Below are 16497 nucleotides of genomic sequence, written 5' to 3'. Positions count from 1 at the left end.
ACCCTCGCAATTAAATATAACCCGTTGTTAACATTCAGCCAGTTAATCCATACAAAAACTTAATTTAATAAATTTCGCTTAACATTTTGATTAATCTATCAGGATTAAAGCATCAGCGACGGGAAATCGATAAAGGGGATGCTGCCGGGAGAGGGAGGTGTAAACATCACTGCGGGTTTGTACGCCTTGAAAAAGGGCCGCATAAAATCGGGTAACGCTGAAAGGTGATCGCATGTTGGTAGATGAAAAAGCACCAGGCTGGTCTATGCTCAAAAAGAGTAATGACGACCTCTGGTTTTGACTCTATGAATAATAACGATAATTACACATTTTGGGTGGTGGTGATGAACAGGATGCTGCTCACTATTTTGGCGTGTTTTATGGTCATTCTGGCGCTCCCTTCCCAGGCGGCGGAACCCCGACAGCAGCCCACAGAACAAGAGCGTGCGCGCACGGTGTATATTTTTCATCAGCCCATTGTCATGTTGCAGGCGAAGTTTGGCCTGACCACGCCAGAAGAACGCGTTCTGCGTATCCACAATACATTGCGTAATTTCACCCAGGCCGACGTGCGCGAGCCGTTGAAAATTGTGCCTGTCACCCGTTATCGCCAGCAGGGACGGCTGATCGTGATGAACGGTAAACCGGTCATGCTATTGGCGGAAGGGGATCTGGATGAAGGGGACGACCTGACGCTCGACCAGGCGGCACAGCGCGTGCTGGCCCGGATGGAGATCCAGCGCACCTCGCTGCGCGACCAGTATGACCGCGGCTGGCTTGCCCTCGCCGCCGTGAAAACCGCTGCAGGTTTGCTGGGACTCACGCTGTTCTGGTATGGCGCTTACCGCTCCTGGCGGTGGGTACGTCGACATTATCGACGTAAAATTTTCGAAAATCGCAGTTGGGTCCCGCAAAACTGGCGGCGTTTCGTCGGTGCGATTGAAACCCGATTGTATGCATTGCTGATGATTTTGCTCGGTATAATTGCGTTCTATGTCTGGCTAAGCTGGGTATTCAGCCTGTTCCCATGGACCCGGGTGTGGGGGGAATCGCTGGGAGACTGGTCAGTGCGGGTGGTCAGGGAAATCGCGCTGTCGATTGTCTCCGCATTACCAGGACTAATGATTGTCCTGCTCATTTTTGCCATCACCGCGCTGATTTTAAAACTGCTCAAAGTGATCCTTAATCAAGTGGAAGCCGGGCGGTTGACGTTGCCGGGCATTCACCCTGAAACGGTTGGCGCGACCCGTAAGCTTATCTCCGTGGTGGTGTGGCTGTTTGCGCTTTCGGCGGCGTATCCTTTTCTTCCCGGCGCGAATTCACTGGCGTTTAAAGGCATTAGCGTCTTTTTCGGTTTGATGCTCACACTCGGTTCTGCGGGGGTGATGAATCACGCCATGAGCGGGCTGGTACTCATCTATTCACGTGCGCTGCGCAAAGGTGATGTGATCCGTATTGCCGACAATGAAGGGCTGGTCAGTGAAATCGGTATGCTGGCTACCAAGATTATTACCCGGGAAAACTACGTCGTCACGGTTCCCAATGCGGTGGTGGTCAGTGGCAAAATTACCAATCTCAGCGCGCAAAATCCGGACGGCGGCGTCAATTTAACTGTGGGCGTCACTATCGGTTATGACACCCCCTGGCGTCAGGTGCATGCCATGCTTGAGCTGGCGGCCAACCGCGCCCAGGGCATCGATCATACGCAGCCGCCGTTGGTGCGCCAGCTCAGTCTGATGGACTGGTACATCTCTTATGAGCTACAGGTTCGTCTGCAGCCCGATACGTCGCTGGCGGCTGCCCGCGATGCCTTGCATAGCAATATTCAGGACGTTTTCAACGAATTCAATGTGCAAATCATGTCGCCGAACTTTGTTATGCAACCGAAAGGGGCGGTGATGGTGGCGAAGGACAATTGGTATGCTTCACCCGCAATGCCGCCCGAAAAGTCAGAGGCATAAAGGGGTTAGCGGCGATAAATTTCCACGCGATTTCGTCCGTTGCTTTTCGCGAGATAGAGCGCCTGGTCTGCCTTCTCGATCAGCTGTTTGTAGTCCGGGTGATAATCGTACTCGGCGATGCCGATGCTGGTGGTGACCGAGAAGGTTTCCACCGGTGATGCCGAAATCCGTAAAGCGGCAATTTTTGTCCGCAGCGTTTCCAGAATGATGCTCGCCTGCGACACCTCGGATTCGACAAGCAGTACCATAAACTCTTCGCCGCCGTAGCGGAAAACGTAATCGCTGCTGCGGATATGTTCGTAAATCACCGCGGCGACATTTTTCAGTGTGGTGTCTCCGGCATTATGCCCGTAGCGATCGTTGATCTGCTTGAAATAATCAATGTCGAGCATGGCCAGCACGAACGGTTTACGCGAATGCAGCGCAAGGGAAATTTCACGGCGCATAATGGTGGGAATAAAGCGGCGGTTAAGCAACTGCGTCAGCGAATCTTTGCCGTTCTCTTGTTTCACCAGCTCTTCAAACATGGAGGACAGCAGAAAGTGGATTTGCGCGGATAACTGGCGAATCTCCTGGAGCAAACTCATCCGTTCGTCTGCTGAAGGCTGTTGGCCATTCAGTAACACCTCAGTCAGGTTGCCGTCGATCTGCTGTATCAACTGCTCCATCCCGGAAAGCAGTTTTCCGTTACCGAGAATGTGTTTTCCCTTATGCGATAGCCACATACCAAAGTCAGATTTCGACAGAAAGATCAGCTCTTCGACAGGCAAGCCGGTGGCAATATTGTAGATAAACTGATTTTCCCAGTCCGTCAGAGAGCGGATCTGGCGTTCCCGCTCTACGTTGACATCATCGTAAATCGTCAACAGGCGATACTGTTCCTGCGTGTTCATTGAGTTCTGGTAATTGGGGGAATACGAGACGGTCATTGCCTCTATCGCCGTGTCCATTGCCAGACTGCTAAAGCAGATCGCATCGCTGAGCACGGTCGTCAGGTAAACGGATTTCGCCTTCAGCAGGCGATACAGCTCATCTTTCAATCTACGCGCGCCACGGGCGACCAGGTCTATCGGCAGGCCGATGCGGGCATGAACGACGCCAATATCGCGCTGTTTAGCCAGCAGTTGGTGGAGATCTTCCTGCGCGCTTCCTAACACGCTGCGTAACCAGTGAAACATACTGTGGCTGAGTCGGGTTGCCACCTGCTCGGTATTGAGGAACAGCGCGCTCTCGGCGTGTGAAAGCATATAGTCATAAAAGACGGTAACCAGATGACGAATCTCCTCGTCGGTTAACGAGGTCAAAATCTCGTGAACCTCAGGGGAGGTTTGGTGTAGCAACGTTTGCCATTCTGTAAGGAGTAATTTGTCGTTACCGGGTTCTACCTGTTCCATCTTTCCGCCGAATGTAAATACCATTAAAGAGTTGGGTGGATATTACGAGGAATTTCAGTGCGATGGTCAAGCTAAAGAGTGAGGCCAGGGCGCGCTGAAGCACTCATTGTCTATCGCTTATGCACTTCACTGAAATTATGGCACAGCAAGCGTACAGTCGCTGAGCAGAAGCCGTTCATGGCACGCCGTATCAGTGATTATTTAAAAATAAACGCAAATTGCATTGCCAGGTATTATTCCCTTAACGAAAATAGTCTGTTTAATATCCGTTTGTGTTTTTTTAACGTTAAGATATATAGTTTACAACTCATCCTGGCGTAGACGGTCTGGTATTCGTATGCATATTCATCCTCCTGTACAACCCGATCAGAGTATTGAGCGTTTAACCGCGGTACTGAAACCGTTGGCAGAAAAAATGAAGGTGATACCGCGCAAGAGGATTACGTGGGATTATCAGGGCCAGTCACAGCTCTATCTGTTCATCGAAGGCGAACTTTCAATATTGCGGGCCTCGGATGGGCTTCTGATCGCCACGCTGTATGACCCTCATCTTTTTGGGCTTGCTGAGATGATTCAGCCTGTTCGGGGGCATATTTTACGCGCCGAGAAGGATTCAACAATCCTGCGGGTTGATTCGCAAAAGGCTGCTGAGGTGTTTCGTCGGGAAGGATTATGGGAGGACGTCGCAGCGCTGCTCTCGTATCACTCTGCGTATCTGTTTTATCGGGATGCGTTGATTGTGCAGCAAGGCACCTATTCCGTTATTCGTAGCCACTTGCAGGAGATGATTTTACTGCCGGAGGAGACCCGAATGAGAACCTCGATCCTCGAGTATATTCAGGAGAGAACCCACCTTTCTCGCAGTAGTGTATTGAATGTGCTTTCTGCATTAAAGCAGGGGGGCTACATAGCGTTTAAACGGGGTGGTTATTTGACGGAGCTGACAGAGTTGCCCGAACGGTTTTAATTTCTTAGTGGTTACAGGAATGTCATTATTCTCAACGCGTTATCTCGCCCGTTAATTATTTTGTCCAAAAATAAATAAATTTAAGATTACCCCTCTGCGTGTTTTTATTTATATTTTCTGCGTTTTTATACAAATGCACGCGATCGTATAGATTGCAACACGTGAATAATGGGATAATTATGAAAAAGACGCTTGTCGCTTTAATTATTGTTAACGCGGTTACAGCATCAACCGCATTTGCCGCTGCGGACACCGGAACCTGGTATGCCGGGGGTAAATTTGGCTGGTCGCACTATTTTGATACCAGCAGCAGTAAAAACGGGGGAAATAACTCATCAACGGATTTCGATTTTAATCATGATAATGTGGGTGGCGGAGTGTATACCGGTTATCAGATTACCCCGTGGCTGGCGGTAGAAGGGGGATATGACTATTTGGGGAATATGGGCGTCGAAGGCCATCATGGGGCTTCGGGCGCTAAAATGAAGAGTCAGGGGCTGCAGTTGTCATTAAAAGCCAGTTATGGTCTGAATGATAACTGGGATATTTATGGTCGGGCGGGGGCGATGGGTTACCGTGCGGAATCCGATATCAGTGGTAAAAATCGCTTTGATACTGGCGTGCGTCCGTTAGTTGCGGTAGGGACGGAATATGCTTTCAATCAAAACCTGGCCGGTCGCTTAGAATATCAGTGGGTGAGCAATGTCGGGAATGCGAATCAGATTGGCGTCAGCAGCGATGTCAGTTCCCTGAATGTTGGTCTGACGTACCGTTTCGGTCAATAATGCGAGAGGCCGTAATCGTAAAACCCGATACCGAATGTGTCGGGTTTTAACCGTCAATTGGGTTATGACACTGACTGGAGTGTCATCGAAATTTCCTGCAACCCTTGCACATTATGCTGCGTCAGATAGTTGTCGTTCATATCGCCTAATTGCTCCAGTTTTGTCAGTGCGGCATAAACCCGCGCTGTCTCGCTGTGGGTGTCAAAAATATCTTTCCTGGTACTCCGTTGCAGATACGTCTGTTTAAGGTTTGCTGTTAACGTGCTTATTTTTTGTTGATTTTGCTGGTGTAGCGGTCGCAACGTGGCTGTGGTTACCTGCGCTTGCACGGTGTCTGGCGCAACCACGGGAACGGTCAGGCTATTTAATTGTTGCACGGTGTCAGGCGAGTGAGTGCTACATGCAGTGAGCATGCAAAGACTGAGTAAAAGAGGAGAAATACGGATCTTCATAAAAATATAATGCTCCTGGTAAATAACTTGAAAGCAATTATCTCGTTCGTTTTTTGTCTGGCGAGAAGATATTTGTTTAATTTTAAATTATGTCCGCTGAATGTTTAAAATTAAACAAGTTGGGTTGTGTCAAATAACGGGCTAAGTGATAACCTGATTTCAGTTATCTACACTACGACATAAGCGTTGAACGTTGTCGAAAATATTTAATGTTGTTGGGCTGTTTACTCTTTAGCGCGTTACGGCTCGTTTGGAATCTCCACTTAAATATTTGCCTGGCAACACTACGCTAGCAAAGAGGCAATTATGAAGCTGAATAAAATTGTTGGATATATGGCGATGGCCGGTGTGTTATCGACGGCGGTTATCTCATCACCGGTGATGGCAAATGACGCGCCGAAGGAGGCCACGCCGTCCACGAAAGCCGCAAATGAAGCACTTTATCGCCAACTGCCATTTTCAGATAACACCGACTTCTCGAATGCGCATAAAGGGTTTATTGCACCGTTGCCTCAGGATGTGATTAAAGGTGAGAAAGGCAATGTTATCTGGAATCCGCAGCAATATGCCTTTATTAAAGAAGGGCAAAAATCGCCTGATACCGTTAATCCAAGCCTCTGGCGTCAGGCTCAACTGATTAATATCAGCGGCCTGTTTGAAGTGACCGATGGGGTATATCAGATTCGTAATTTGGATCTGTCCAATATGACCATTATCGAAGGGAAAGAGGGGATTACCGTCGTCGATCCGCTGGTTTCTGCGGAAACCGCAAAGGTCGGTATCGATCTCTATTACAAAAACCGTGGCAAGAGACCGGTGGTTGCGGTGATTTATACCCACAGCCACGTTGACCACTATGGCGGCGTGCGCGGCGTGGTGGATGAAGCCGATGTGAAGTCCGGTAAAGTGAAAGTGTATGCGCCAGCTGGATTTATGAAAGAGGCGGTTTCGGAGAACATTATGGCCGGTAATGTGATGAGCCGTCGCGCCAGCTATATGTACGGCAATTTATTGAAATCAAATGAAAAAGGCCAGGTTGGTGCCGGGCTGGGGACCACCACCTCTGCCGGTACGGTGACTCTCATTGAACCCACCAACATCATTGAGAAAGACGGCCAGAAGGAGGTCATTGATGGCCTGACCTATGACTTTATGATGGCACCCGGTTCCGAAGCGCCTTCAGAAATGCTGTGGTATGTCGAAGAGAAGCAAATGATTGAAGCCGCAGAGGATGTGACCCATACCCTGCACAATACGTATTCACTGCGTGGGGCAAAAATCCGCGATCCGCTGGCCTGGTCGAAATACATTAATGCCGCCATTGAACGCTGGGGTGACAAAGCGCAGATCATTATGGCGCAGCACCACTGGCCGACATGGGGTAACGAGAATGTTGTTAAGTTAATGAAAAGCCAGCGAGATATGTATCGTTATATCAACGACCAGACGCTGCGTATGGCGAACAAAGGGCTGACCCGCGATGAGATTGCCGCCAACTTCAAACTGCCGGAGGGGCTGGCGAACTCCTGGGCAAGCCGCGGCTACTACGGTTCGGTTAGCCATGATGTGAAAGCCACCTACGTGCTCTATCTCGGCTGGTTTAATGGTAACCCGGCATCGTTGGATGAACTTCCTCCCGTTGAGGCAGCGAAGAAATATGTTGATTACATGGGGGGACCGGATCAGATCCTGAAGAAGGCCAAAGAGGATTACACACAGGGGAATTATCGCTGGGTGGCGCAGGTGGTGAGTAACGTGGTGTTTGCCGACCCGCAGAATGCCACGGCGCGTAATCTGGAGGCGGATGCGCTGGAGCAACTGGGCTATCAGGCCGAGTCCGGCCCGTGGCGTAACTTCTACCTGACCGGCGCACAGGAGCTGCGTAATGGCGTGGTGAAAGGCCCGACCCCGAACACTGCCAGCCCGGACACCGTACGCGCCATGAGCCCGGAAATGTTCTTTGATTATCTTGGCGTGCATCTCAACGGTGAAAAAGCGGCTAATGCAAAAGCCATTTTCAATGTTGATCTGGGTAAGGATGGCGGTATCTACAAACTGGAGCTTGAGAACGGTGTGCTGAACCATACCGCCAATGAGCAGTCCAGCCATGCCGATGCGACGATTACCCTCAATCGTGCAACGCTGAATAAAATTATCCTGAAAGAAGAGACGCTAAAACAGGCGCAGGATAACGGTAGCGTGACGATTACCGGTAATGCAGCGAAGTTTGACGAAATGCTGAGTTTTATGGATTCGTTCGACTTCTGGTTTAATATCGTGACTCCCTGACTGATGCGCCCAAAACGGCTTTTGGCTGTTTTGGGCATCATCGTTTTTTGAAATCAGGTCTATTCTATGAATGGGATAAATACGCTTTTCTTGGAACTATTTTCCCCATCGTGATTTTTCTGGTGAATAAAACAGACAATGAAAATAATTTCAGCAGGTAATTAATGAAAAAAATAACTCTGGTGTGTACCGGTTTGCTCTTTTCTTCGCTTTCCCATGCGAGCGCGTTGTATTTCTATGAAATTGGGACCGAAGATACCGCGCTGGCAGGGGCAGGACAGGCCGCCAGGGCACAGGATGCCTCGACCATTGTCACCAATCCGGCGGGTATGACCCGTTTACCCGATCATATGTTTACCGGGGGATTGCAGGTGATGGATGGTGATATTCCGTATCACCTCGATGATTCCAGTAAAGAAAGTCCGGGTAATGTGATGAATATTTTTCCGGGCGCCAGTTCTTTCTATTCTCAAAAAATAAATGACAGGCTATACGCCGGAATTGGATTATACGGAAACTATGGGCTGGGAATTGATTTTGGTGATTGGGCGGGCGATCGTTTGATCAAAAAAAGCACCATGGTGGCAATGACGCTGAGTCCTTCCGTGGCCTATAAATTAAATGACAGGCTGTCGATTGGCGCTTCTGCCAATGCAAACTATGGCTATTTATCATTAACCCGTAATGTTAATGGTGATGATGAAAAAGAGAATGATCACGACTGGGCGATGAGCTATCGCCTGGGGTTACTGATGGATCTGACAGACAGCACGCGGGCGGGCATCACCTGGACGAGCAAAACCGATTACGACTTTAACATCAACGGCAAAGCACGCTTCCCGAATTTACCCAATGTTGAATACGATCTGCCTATTTCGGCGCAGGTTCGGGCGCCGCAGCAGATTATGTTCAGTCTGGTGCATGACATTAACCAACACTGGTCCGTGATGGGCGATCTTGGCTGGCAAGACTGGAGCCAGTTTGGTAGTCCGCAGGTCACGATTGCCGGGCAGGAGAGTCAACAGCAGAATCGCCTGAAAGACTCCTGGCATACAGCGTTAGGCGTGCAGTACCGCCCAACCGAGCAGTGGCGGCTGAATGCGGGCGTTGCATTCGACAGTACGGTGTATAATTCGCAAAGCGATGTGGCGCTGTCATTGCCGACCGGTGATGAATGGCGATTTGCGACCGGTGCTCAGTATCAGATAACCCCGGCGAGCAATGTGGGTTTTGCCGTATCGTATCTGCATATGCAATCGTCAAAAGTGAAATCACCAGAGGCATTATCCGGGAGTTATGACCATCCCTACCTCTGGTTTGCGAGCGTCAACTATAGCTATCAGTTCTGAGCAGAGAGAAGCTTAGGCATCACCGGTGGGTGACGCCTTCGTAAATGAGTTTCAGGGCGAAAGCGCCAATAATGGTGCCGATAACGCGGCTGGCGACGCGATTGACCCGCGCATAACCGCGACGAACCGCTGGCAGAGAAAAAGCCTGACTGAGGAAAATTCGCCAGATAACGGAAGAGAGCACAATGCCAGCCCAGGCCATCAGCCTGGCCCATGTCGGTGTTTCTGCGCTCAGCGTCACCGAAAAAATACTGATAAAAAATAATACGGTTTGTGGATTGGAGAGATCGGTGATTAGCCCACGGCGAAAAAACACATACCACGGGGCGGAAATCGGTTGCGAAAGGGCGGACATTTGCGGCGTCGCCTGGTGGCGAATACTGTTCCAGGCAAACCACAGCAGGTAGGCTCCGCCCACGATTTTGATAATCGAAAAGATCCCCTCGCATTGGGTAATCAATGTTGCCATGCCGAATAACCCAAGACCGGAATAAAACGCATCTCCCAACGCCACACCCAGACCGGTCAATACGCCAGCCCGCCGACCGGATGCCAGACTGGTTTGCACCACCACAAAGAGATTCGCACCAGGGTTAAAAAACGTTAACACGAACAAGCTCACGGTGAGCACAACGGCGTGGATGGGATCCATAGGCAACACTTCCGAATAATGGGTGAATTAACATCATCTTATTGGTAGCAAAACGGCGCGAGTGAGAGAGGGATCACAAACAAGTGAGGTTATTCTGACAGGAAGAATGACGGTTGCAGATCGTCACCCGACGTTGAAGCTGCTGAAAAGATCCTTACCGCTTTCTGTATTTTCTGTATCAGAAAAGGCTGGCGTTTATTCTGTGTGTAGATAAACAGATAATGGTGGTCTATTGATTTTTATATCAGGTGTTTTTTTTGAGTGTTTAAAATATAAAATAATATCGCCAGCACCGTTTCTGTGTTTTGCTGATAATAATAAAATTACATAATAGCGTAGAGTTAAGATAATAGGTCTCTTCTTTAAGAGAATTGCAAATATATTATGGCGGAGTTTGTATTATTCTGAATGCCGATGTTGCATGGCTGCCGCCCGTCACTGAAGCGCAGGGTGATATTGGTCTCAACATGCTGTAAGTCATCCGGATTCTGGCGGTGGCGTTAGCCCGGCAGGCGTTGGCGCAGGCGGTGTTGTCGCTGCCGCCACGCAAAATCAATTTATACTGCTTTTCGCGCTGGATTTTTTGTAGGACATGAACTACTTATTAATCATCCTTGTAGGGTGCTGTAACATTCATGTGTGATGATAGCGTAATAACAAAAAATGGGAGTTTTTATATGAAGACAGGATATAAGGTATTGATTGGGGCGTTGGCGTTAGTGGTTTCAAATGCGTATGCAGCAGAGTTGATGACCAAAGTCGAGTTTGAAAAAGTAGAATCACAGTATACCAAAGTGGGTACCATTTCTACGAGCAACGAAGTCTCTACTTCTGATGCGAAAGAAGACCTCCTGAAGAAAGCTGATGAACAAGGTGCCGATGTTGTCGTACTCACATCAGGTCAGACGGATAATAAAATCCATGGCACCGCCAATATTTATAAAAAGAAATAACGCGCTTCACTGATATACAAAACCCGCCGGTTCCACTGGCGGGTTATTCTTTTAATCGCCGCCAGAATGTTGTTCTGCTCACACCCAGATACCGCGCTGCTGCGGTTTTATCCCCGTTAAACTGTGCGAGAACCTCCTGAGCCGTGAGTGATGTGGGGGCTGGGGTCGCTTCGTCTGTGGCAGTCAGTTCCGGTAACAGTCGCTGTAGAAAATGGACGTCGAGCGCAGGTTGCGGCTCAACGCTTAAGAAAAGCGCCAGACGTTCCATCATATTGCGCAACTCACGAATATTTCCTGGCCAGCCATATCGCAGCAGGACCGCCTGGCTTTGCTGTAAGCCTTCGCGTACCGATTCGCTAAACGGCGCCTCTAATGCGGCCAGAGACTGTTTTAAAAATCCTTCCGCCAGCGGCACAATGTCGGGGTGGCGCTCACGTAGCGCGGGCAGCGTCAGGCGCAAAATGCTGAGACGATAAAACAGATCGGTACGAAATTGTCCCTGTTTCATCTGCTGTTCCAGGTTGCAGTGGGTGGCGCTAATCACCCGCACATCCACCGGGATAGGCTGGTGCCCGCCGACGCGCGTCACCTCTTTTTCTTCCAGTACGCGCAATAGCCGGGTCTGTAGCGGCAGGGGCATCTCGCCTATCTCATCCAGAAACAGCGTCCCGCCGTGGGCGATTTCAAACAGTCCGGCACGTCCACCGCGTCGTGAACCGGTAAAAGCTCCCTCTTCGTAACCAAACAACTCCGCTTCGAGTAAGGATTCGGCAATCGCCCCGCAATTGACGGCGACAAAAGGCGGGGAGCGCCTGCCGCTGCGACCGCCCTGACGGGTAAAATATTCGCGATGAATGGCCTGGGCTGCCAGCTCTTTTCCGGTGCCCGTTTCTCCCTGAATCAGGACGGGCGCGCGGGAACGGGCGTAGAGCATGATCGTGTGTCGAACCTGCTCCATTTGCAGCGAATGGCCGCGCATATCGCCCAAATCATAACGGGTGCGCAACCCGTTTTCAGAGGCGTACGGGCGGTGTTGTCGCCGCGTCAGACGGGTCATATCCAGCGCGTCGCTAAAGGCCTGACGCACGGTGGCGGCCGAATAAATAAAGATCCCCGTCATGCCCGCTTCTTCTGCCAGATCGGTGATCAGTCCCGCGCCGACCACGGCTTCAGTGCCGTTCGCCTTCAGTTCATTAATTTGCCCGCGCGCGTCTTCTTCGGTGATATAGCTGCGTTGATCGAGGCGCAGCTTAAAGGTTTTTTGGAACGCCATCAGGGCTGGCAGCGTCTCCTGATAGGTCACCACGCCGATCGAAGAGGTGAGCTTGCCTGCTTTCGCCAGCGCCTGTAAGACATCGAAGCCGCTGGGTTTAATCAGGATCACGGGAATGGACAGTCGACTTTTCAAATACGCGCCATTCGATCCCGCGGCGATAATTGCATCGCAGCGTTCGCTGGCCAGCTTCTTGCGGATATAGGTCACGGCTTTTTCAAAGCCGAGCTGGATGGGGGTGATGGTCGCCTGGTGATCGAACTCGAGACTGATGTCGCGAAACAGCTCGAACAGCCGTGTCACCGAGACCGTCCAGATCACCGGCTTATCATCATTTACCCGCGGTGGAAGGTGCGTATCCGCCATAGTCGCCCAAAAAAATGAAGGAACAGAGTATTGGGTTTAGTCTTGTTTCATAAATGTTGCAATGAAACAGCAGCGCACGTTTCATGAAACGTTAACTGGCACGCATTTTTTCACTTCGAATATCACTCAAACAGATAATTCATTGTTTTAAAACAAATAAAAACAGAGTGACTGTCATCCCACCTGCGTTGGCATAGCCCTTGCTTTATGTGAATCAACTAAAGTAACAAGCTGATAACAAAAAGGACGGGATATGTCTCTACATTCACCGGGGCAGGCGTTTCGCGCCGCGCTCACCAAAGAAAACCCATTGCAGATTGTCGGCACCATCAACGCAAATCACGCTCTTCTGGCCCAGCGCGCCGGATATCAGGCGATTTATCTCTCTGGCGGCGGTGTCGCGGCCGGTTCGTTGGGACTGCCGGATCTGGGGATCTCCACGCTGGATGATGTGCTGACCGACATTCGCCGTATCACCGACGTCTGCCCGCTGCCGCTGCTGGTGGATGCCGATATCGGTTTTGGCTCTTCAGCGTTCAGCGTTGCGCGTACGGTGAAATCGATGATCAAAGCCGGTGCCGCTGCTCTGCATATTGAAGATCAGGTCGGTGCCAAGCGTTGTGGTCATCGCCCCAATAAAGCCATTGTCTCGAAAGAGGAGATGGTGGACAGGATCCGGGCGGCGGTCGATGCCCGCACCGATCCCGATTTTGTCATCATGGCGCGTACCGATGCGCTGGCGGTCGAAGGGCTGGATGCGGCTATCGACCGTGCCCGGGCGTACGTTGAAGCCGGGGCCGACATGGTGTTCCCGGAGGCGATCACCGAGCTTTCAATGTATCGCCAGTTTGCCGACGCGGTACAGGTTCCTATCCTCGCTAACATCACCGAGTTCGGCGCGACGCCGCTGTTTACCACTGATGAACTGCGCAGCGCCAACGTCGCCATGGCGCTCTATCCGTTGTCTGCGTTTCGCGCAATGAACCGCGCCGCCGAGCGCGTCTATAACGTGCTGCGCCAGGAAGGGACGCAAAAGAACGTTATCGACACCATGCAAACGCGCAATGAACTGTACGAGAGCATCAATTACTACCAGTACGAAGAGAAGCTCGACGCGCTGTTTGCCAAACGTAATTCGTAGGCCTGATAAAGCGCAGCCGCCATCTGGCAATGCCGGATGGCACTGCGTTTATCCGGTCGACAAGATGAATTTGTACCTTACACATTTAAACAATGACGAGGACACTATGAGCGACACGACGATCCTGCAAAATAATACCCATGTCATTAAACCGAAAAAATCAGTGGCCCTTTCTGGCGTCGCGGCGGGCAATACCGCGCTGTGCACCGTCGGCAAGAGCGGTAATGATTTGCACTATCGCGGCTACGATATTCTCGATCTGGCCCAGCATTGCGAATTTGAAGAAGTGGCGCATTTGCTGATTCACGGCAAGCTGCCGACCCGCGATGAACTCCAGGCGTATAAAATCAAATTAAAAGCGCTGCGCGGATTACCTGCCAATGTGCGCACCGTGCTGGAAGCGCTGCCTGCGGCATCACACCCGATGGACGTTATGCGCACGGGCGTTTCCGCATTGGGCTGTACGTTGCCGGAAAAGGAGGGGCACACCGTCTCCGGCGCTCGCGACATCGCTGACAAGCTGCTGGCCTCGCTCAGTTCCATCCTTCTCTACTGGTATCACTACAGCCACAACGGCGAACGCATCCAGCCGGAAACCGACGACGACTCTGTCGGCGGGCACTTTCTACATCTGCTGCACGGTGAAAAACCGTCGAAAAGCTGGGAAAAGGCGATGCACATCTCGCTGGTGCTGTATGCCGAGCATGAATTTAACGCCTCCACCTTTACCAGCCGGGTGATTTCAGGAACGGGCTCCGACGTCTATTCGGCGATTATCGGCGCGATTGGCGCACTGCGTGGCCCGAAACACGGCGGCGCGAACGAAGTGTCGCTGGAAATTCAACAGCGCTATGAAACTCCGGACGAAGCCGAGGCCGATATCCGCAAGCGCGTGGAAAATAAAGAGGTGGTGATTGGTTTCGGTCATCCGGTCTACACCATCGCCGATCCGCGTCATCAGGTGATCAAGAAGGTGGCAAAGCAGCTTTCTCAGGAAGGCGGGTCGCTGAAGATGTACAACATCGCCGACCGTCTGGAAGAGGTGATGTGGGAAACGAAAAAGATGTTCCCGAATCTCGACTGGTTCTCGGCGGTCTCCTACAACATGATGGGCGTCCCGACCGAAATGTTTACGCCGCTGTTTGTGATTGCCCGCGTCACCGGCTGGGCGGCGCACATCATCGAACAGCGCCAGGATAATAAAATTATCCGTCCTTCCGCCAATTATACCGGCCCGGAAGATCGCGAATTTGTTCCACTGAATGAACGCAATTAATTAATAACCTCTAAATAGTTACCCAATGGATTTCGAGTTGCATCAAGGCGGCGACGCAGCGAATCCCCAGGAGCTTACACAAGTAAGTGACTGGGGTGAGCGAGGAAGCCAAGGCAGATGCAGCTTGAAAGACGAAGGGTAAAAAGGAAATGTACCCTATGTCCGCACATATTTCGAACGTCCGTCCCGAATTTGACCGTGAAATTGTTGATATCGTTGATTACGTAATGAATTACGAGATCACCTCAAAGGTGGCGTATGACACCGCGCATTACTGTCTGCTCGACACATTAGGCTGTGGTCTGGAAGCGCTGGAATATCCGGCCTGTAAGAAACTGCTGGGGCCAGTGGTCCCGGGCACGGTGGTGCCCAACGGCGTACGCGTGCCGGGCACCCAATTTCAGCTCGATCCGGTACAGGCCGCCTTTAACATCGGCGCGATGATCCGCTGGCTCGACTTTAACGATACCTGGCTGGCGGCGGAGTGGGGCCATCCTTCCGACAACCTCGGCGGCATTCTGGCGACGGCAGACTGGCTCTCGCGTAACGCGGTCGCCGCCGGAAAAGCGCCGTTGACCATGAAGCAAGTGCTGACCGGCATGATCAAAGCTCATGAAATTCAGGGCTGTATTGCGCTGGAAAACTCCTTCAACCGCGTCGGGCTGGATCACGTACTGCTGGTGAAAGTGGCCTCTACCGCGGTGGTTGCCGAAATGCTGGGGCTGACCCGCGATGAGATCCTCAATGCGGTGTCACTGGCGTGGGTTGACGGCCAATCGCTGCGCACCTATCGCCATGCGCCGAACACCGGCACGCGTAAATCGTGGGCGGCAGGGGATGCCACGTCTCGCGCGGTACGTCTGGCGCTGATGGCGAAAACCGGTGAGATGGGTTATCCATCGGCGCTGACGGCAAAAACCTGGGGCTTTTACGATGTCTCCTTCAATGGCGAGTCGTTCCGCTTCCAGCGTCCGTACGGCTCTTACGTGATGGAGAACGTGCTGTTTAAGATCTCCTTCCCGGCGGAATTCCACTCGCAGACAGCAGTAGAAGCGGCAATGACCCTCCATGCGCAAATGCAGGCCGCCGGTAAAACCGCGGCGGACATCGAGAAGGTGACCATCCGTACTCATGAAGCCTGTATTCGCATTATCGACAAAAAAGGGCCGTTGAATAACCCGGCTGACCGTGACCACTGTATCCAGTACATGGTGGCTATCCCGCTGCTGTTCGGACGCTTAACGGCGGCAGACTATGAAGACGGCGTGGCCCAGGATAAACGCATCGACGCACTGCGCGAGAAGATCAACTGCTTTGAAGATCCGGCTTTTACCACCGACTATCACGATCCGCAAAAACGCGCTATCGCCAACGCGATCACCCTTGAATTTACCGACGGCTCACGCTTTGAAGAGGTGGTGGTGGAGTACCCGATCGGTCACGCGCGTCGTCGTAAAGACGGCATGCCAAAACTGGTCGATAAATTCAAAATCAACCTGGCGCGTCAGTTCCCGACCCGTCAGCAGCAGCGCATCCTGGAGGTTTCCCTGGACAGAACTCGCCTGGAGCAGATGCCCGTTAATGAGTATTTGGATCTGTACGTGATCTAACAACGAGCAGTAAGGCGTAAGTTCAACAG

Annotated in this window: 13 protein-coding genes; 9 read left to right on the top strand and 4 right to left on the bottom strand. The window is 51.4% G+C overall.

Features of this window, described 5'->3' with window-relative positions:
- Window positions 1-344: 344 nt before the first annotated feature.
- Window positions 345-1961 carry a mechanosensitive ion channel family protein gene (locus AC07UY_RS04290; RefSeq protein WP_494700797.1) on the top strand — a complete coding sequence of 539 codons (1617 nt, stop codon included), beginning with the start codon at window positions 345-347 and terminating at the stop codon, window positions 1959-1961.
- A 5-nt stretch (window positions 1962-1966) separates the two neighbouring features.
- On the opposite strand, the gene AC07UY_RS04285 is transcribed toward AC07UY_RS04290, so the two are convergent.
- Window positions 1967-3355: a diguanylate cyclase gene (locus AC07UY_RS04285; RefSeq protein WP_494700694.1), complete on the bottom strand. Its 1389-nt coding sequence runs from the start codon at window positions 3353-3355 to the stop codon at window positions 1967-1969.
- Window positions 3356-3692: 337 nt separating this feature from the next.
- Here AC07UY_RS04285 and AC07UY_RS04280 point away from each other — a divergent pair, with 337 nt between their 5' ends.
- Together AC07UY_RS04280 and AC07UY_RS04275 are read left to right on the top strand one after the other, a co-directional pair.
- Window positions 3693-4322, top strand: a complete 630-nt coding sequence (locus AC07UY_RS04280) for a winged helix-turn-helix transcriptional regulator (RefSeq protein ID WP_494661638.1) — start codon at window positions 3693-3695, stop codon at window positions 4320-4322.
- 179 nt (window positions 4323-4501) lie between these two features.
- Window positions 4502-5107, top strand: coding sequence for an outer membrane beta-barrel protein (locus AC07UY_RS04275; RefSeq protein WP_494661637.1), 606 nt, complete (start codon window positions 4502-4504; stop codon window positions 5105-5107).
- Window positions 5108-5169: 62 nt separating this feature from the next.
- Here AC07UY_RS04275 and AC07UY_RS04270 read toward each other — a convergent pair whose 3' ends face one another.
- Window positions 5170-5559 (bottom strand): hypothetical protein, encoded by a 390-nt coding sequence (locus AC07UY_RS04270; protein ID WP_494700695.1) that lies wholly within the window; start codon window positions 5557-5559, stop codon window positions 5170-5172.
- Window positions 5560-5892: 333 nt separating this feature from the next.
- On the opposite strand from AC07UY_RS04270, the gene AC07UY_RS04265 reads away from it, so the two are divergent.
- Both AC07UY_RS04265 and AC07UY_RS04260 read left to right on the top strand, forming a co-directional pair.
- Window positions 5893-7848 (top strand): alkyl/aryl-sulfatase, encoded by a 1956-nt coding sequence (locus tag AC07UY_RS04265; RefSeq protein ID WP_494700798.1) that lies wholly within the window; start codon window positions 5893-5895, stop codon window positions 7846-7848.
- Between the two features lie 164 nt (window positions 7849-8012).
- Window positions 8013-9197 carry an OmpP1/FadL family transporter gene (locus AC07UY_RS04260; protein ID WP_494661635.1) on the top strand — a complete coding sequence of 395 codons (1185 nt, stop codon included), beginning with the start codon at window positions 8013-8015 and terminating at the stop codon, window positions 9195-9197.
- 19 nt (window positions 9198-9216) lie between these two features.
- Here the strand turns inward: AC07UY_RS04260 and AC07UY_RS04255 are convergent, their stop codons facing one another.
- Window positions 9217-9849, bottom strand: coding sequence for a LysE family transporter (locus AC07UY_RS04255; protein ID WP_494661634.1), 633 nt, complete (start codon window positions 9847-9849; stop codon window positions 9217-9219).
- Between the two features lie 677 nt (window positions 9850-10526).
- Between AC07UY_RS04255 and yahO the strand changes: the two genes are divergently transcribed.
- Window positions 10527-10802: a DUF1471 family periplasmic protein YahO gene (gene yahO / locus AC07UY_RS04250; RefSeq protein ID WP_203358738.1), complete on the top strand. Its 276-nt coding sequence runs from the start codon at window positions 10527-10529 to the stop codon at window positions 10800-10802.
- A 43-nt stretch (window positions 10803-10845) separates the two neighbouring features.
- On the opposite strand, the gene prpR is transcribed toward yahO, so the two are convergent.
- A complete protein-coding gene (prpR, locus tag AC07UY_RS04245; RefSeq protein WP_494661633.1) occupies window positions 10846-12441 on the bottom strand; it encodes a propionate catabolism operon regulatory protein PrpR in 1596 nt (531 codons plus the stop codon).
- A gap of 253 nt (window positions 12442-12694) precedes the next feature.
- Between prpR and prpB the strand changes: the two genes are divergently transcribed.
- The 3 genes from prpB (at window position 12695) to AC07UY_RS04230 (ending at window position 16468) form a co-directional block, all read left to right on the top strand.
- Window positions 12695-13582, top strand: a complete 888-nt coding sequence (gene prpB, locus AC07UY_RS04240) for a methylisocitrate lyase (RefSeq protein WP_494661632.1) — start codon at window positions 12695-12697, stop codon at window positions 13580-13582.
- 106 nt (window positions 13583-13688) lie between these two features.
- Window positions 13689-14858 (top strand): bifunctional 2-methylcitrate synthase/citrate synthase, encoded by a 1170-nt coding sequence (gene prpC, locus AC07UY_RS04235; RefSeq protein ID WP_494661631.1) that lies wholly within the window; start codon window positions 13689-13691, stop codon window positions 14856-14858.
- Window positions 14859-15016: 158 nt separating this feature from the next.
- Window positions 15017-16468 carry a bifunctional 2-methylcitrate dehydratase/aconitate hydratase gene (locus tag AC07UY_RS04230; protein WP_494661630.1) on the top strand — a complete coding sequence of 484 codons (1452 nt, stop codon included), beginning with the start codon at window positions 15017-15019 and terminating at the stop codon, window positions 16466-16468.
- The last annotated feature ends 29 nt before the right edge of the window (window positions 16469-16497 follow it).

Source organism: Citrobacter sp. GW821-FHT02E08 (assembly GCF_059421685.1).
This window is presented reverse-complemented; position numbering and strand designations above follow the sequence as displayed.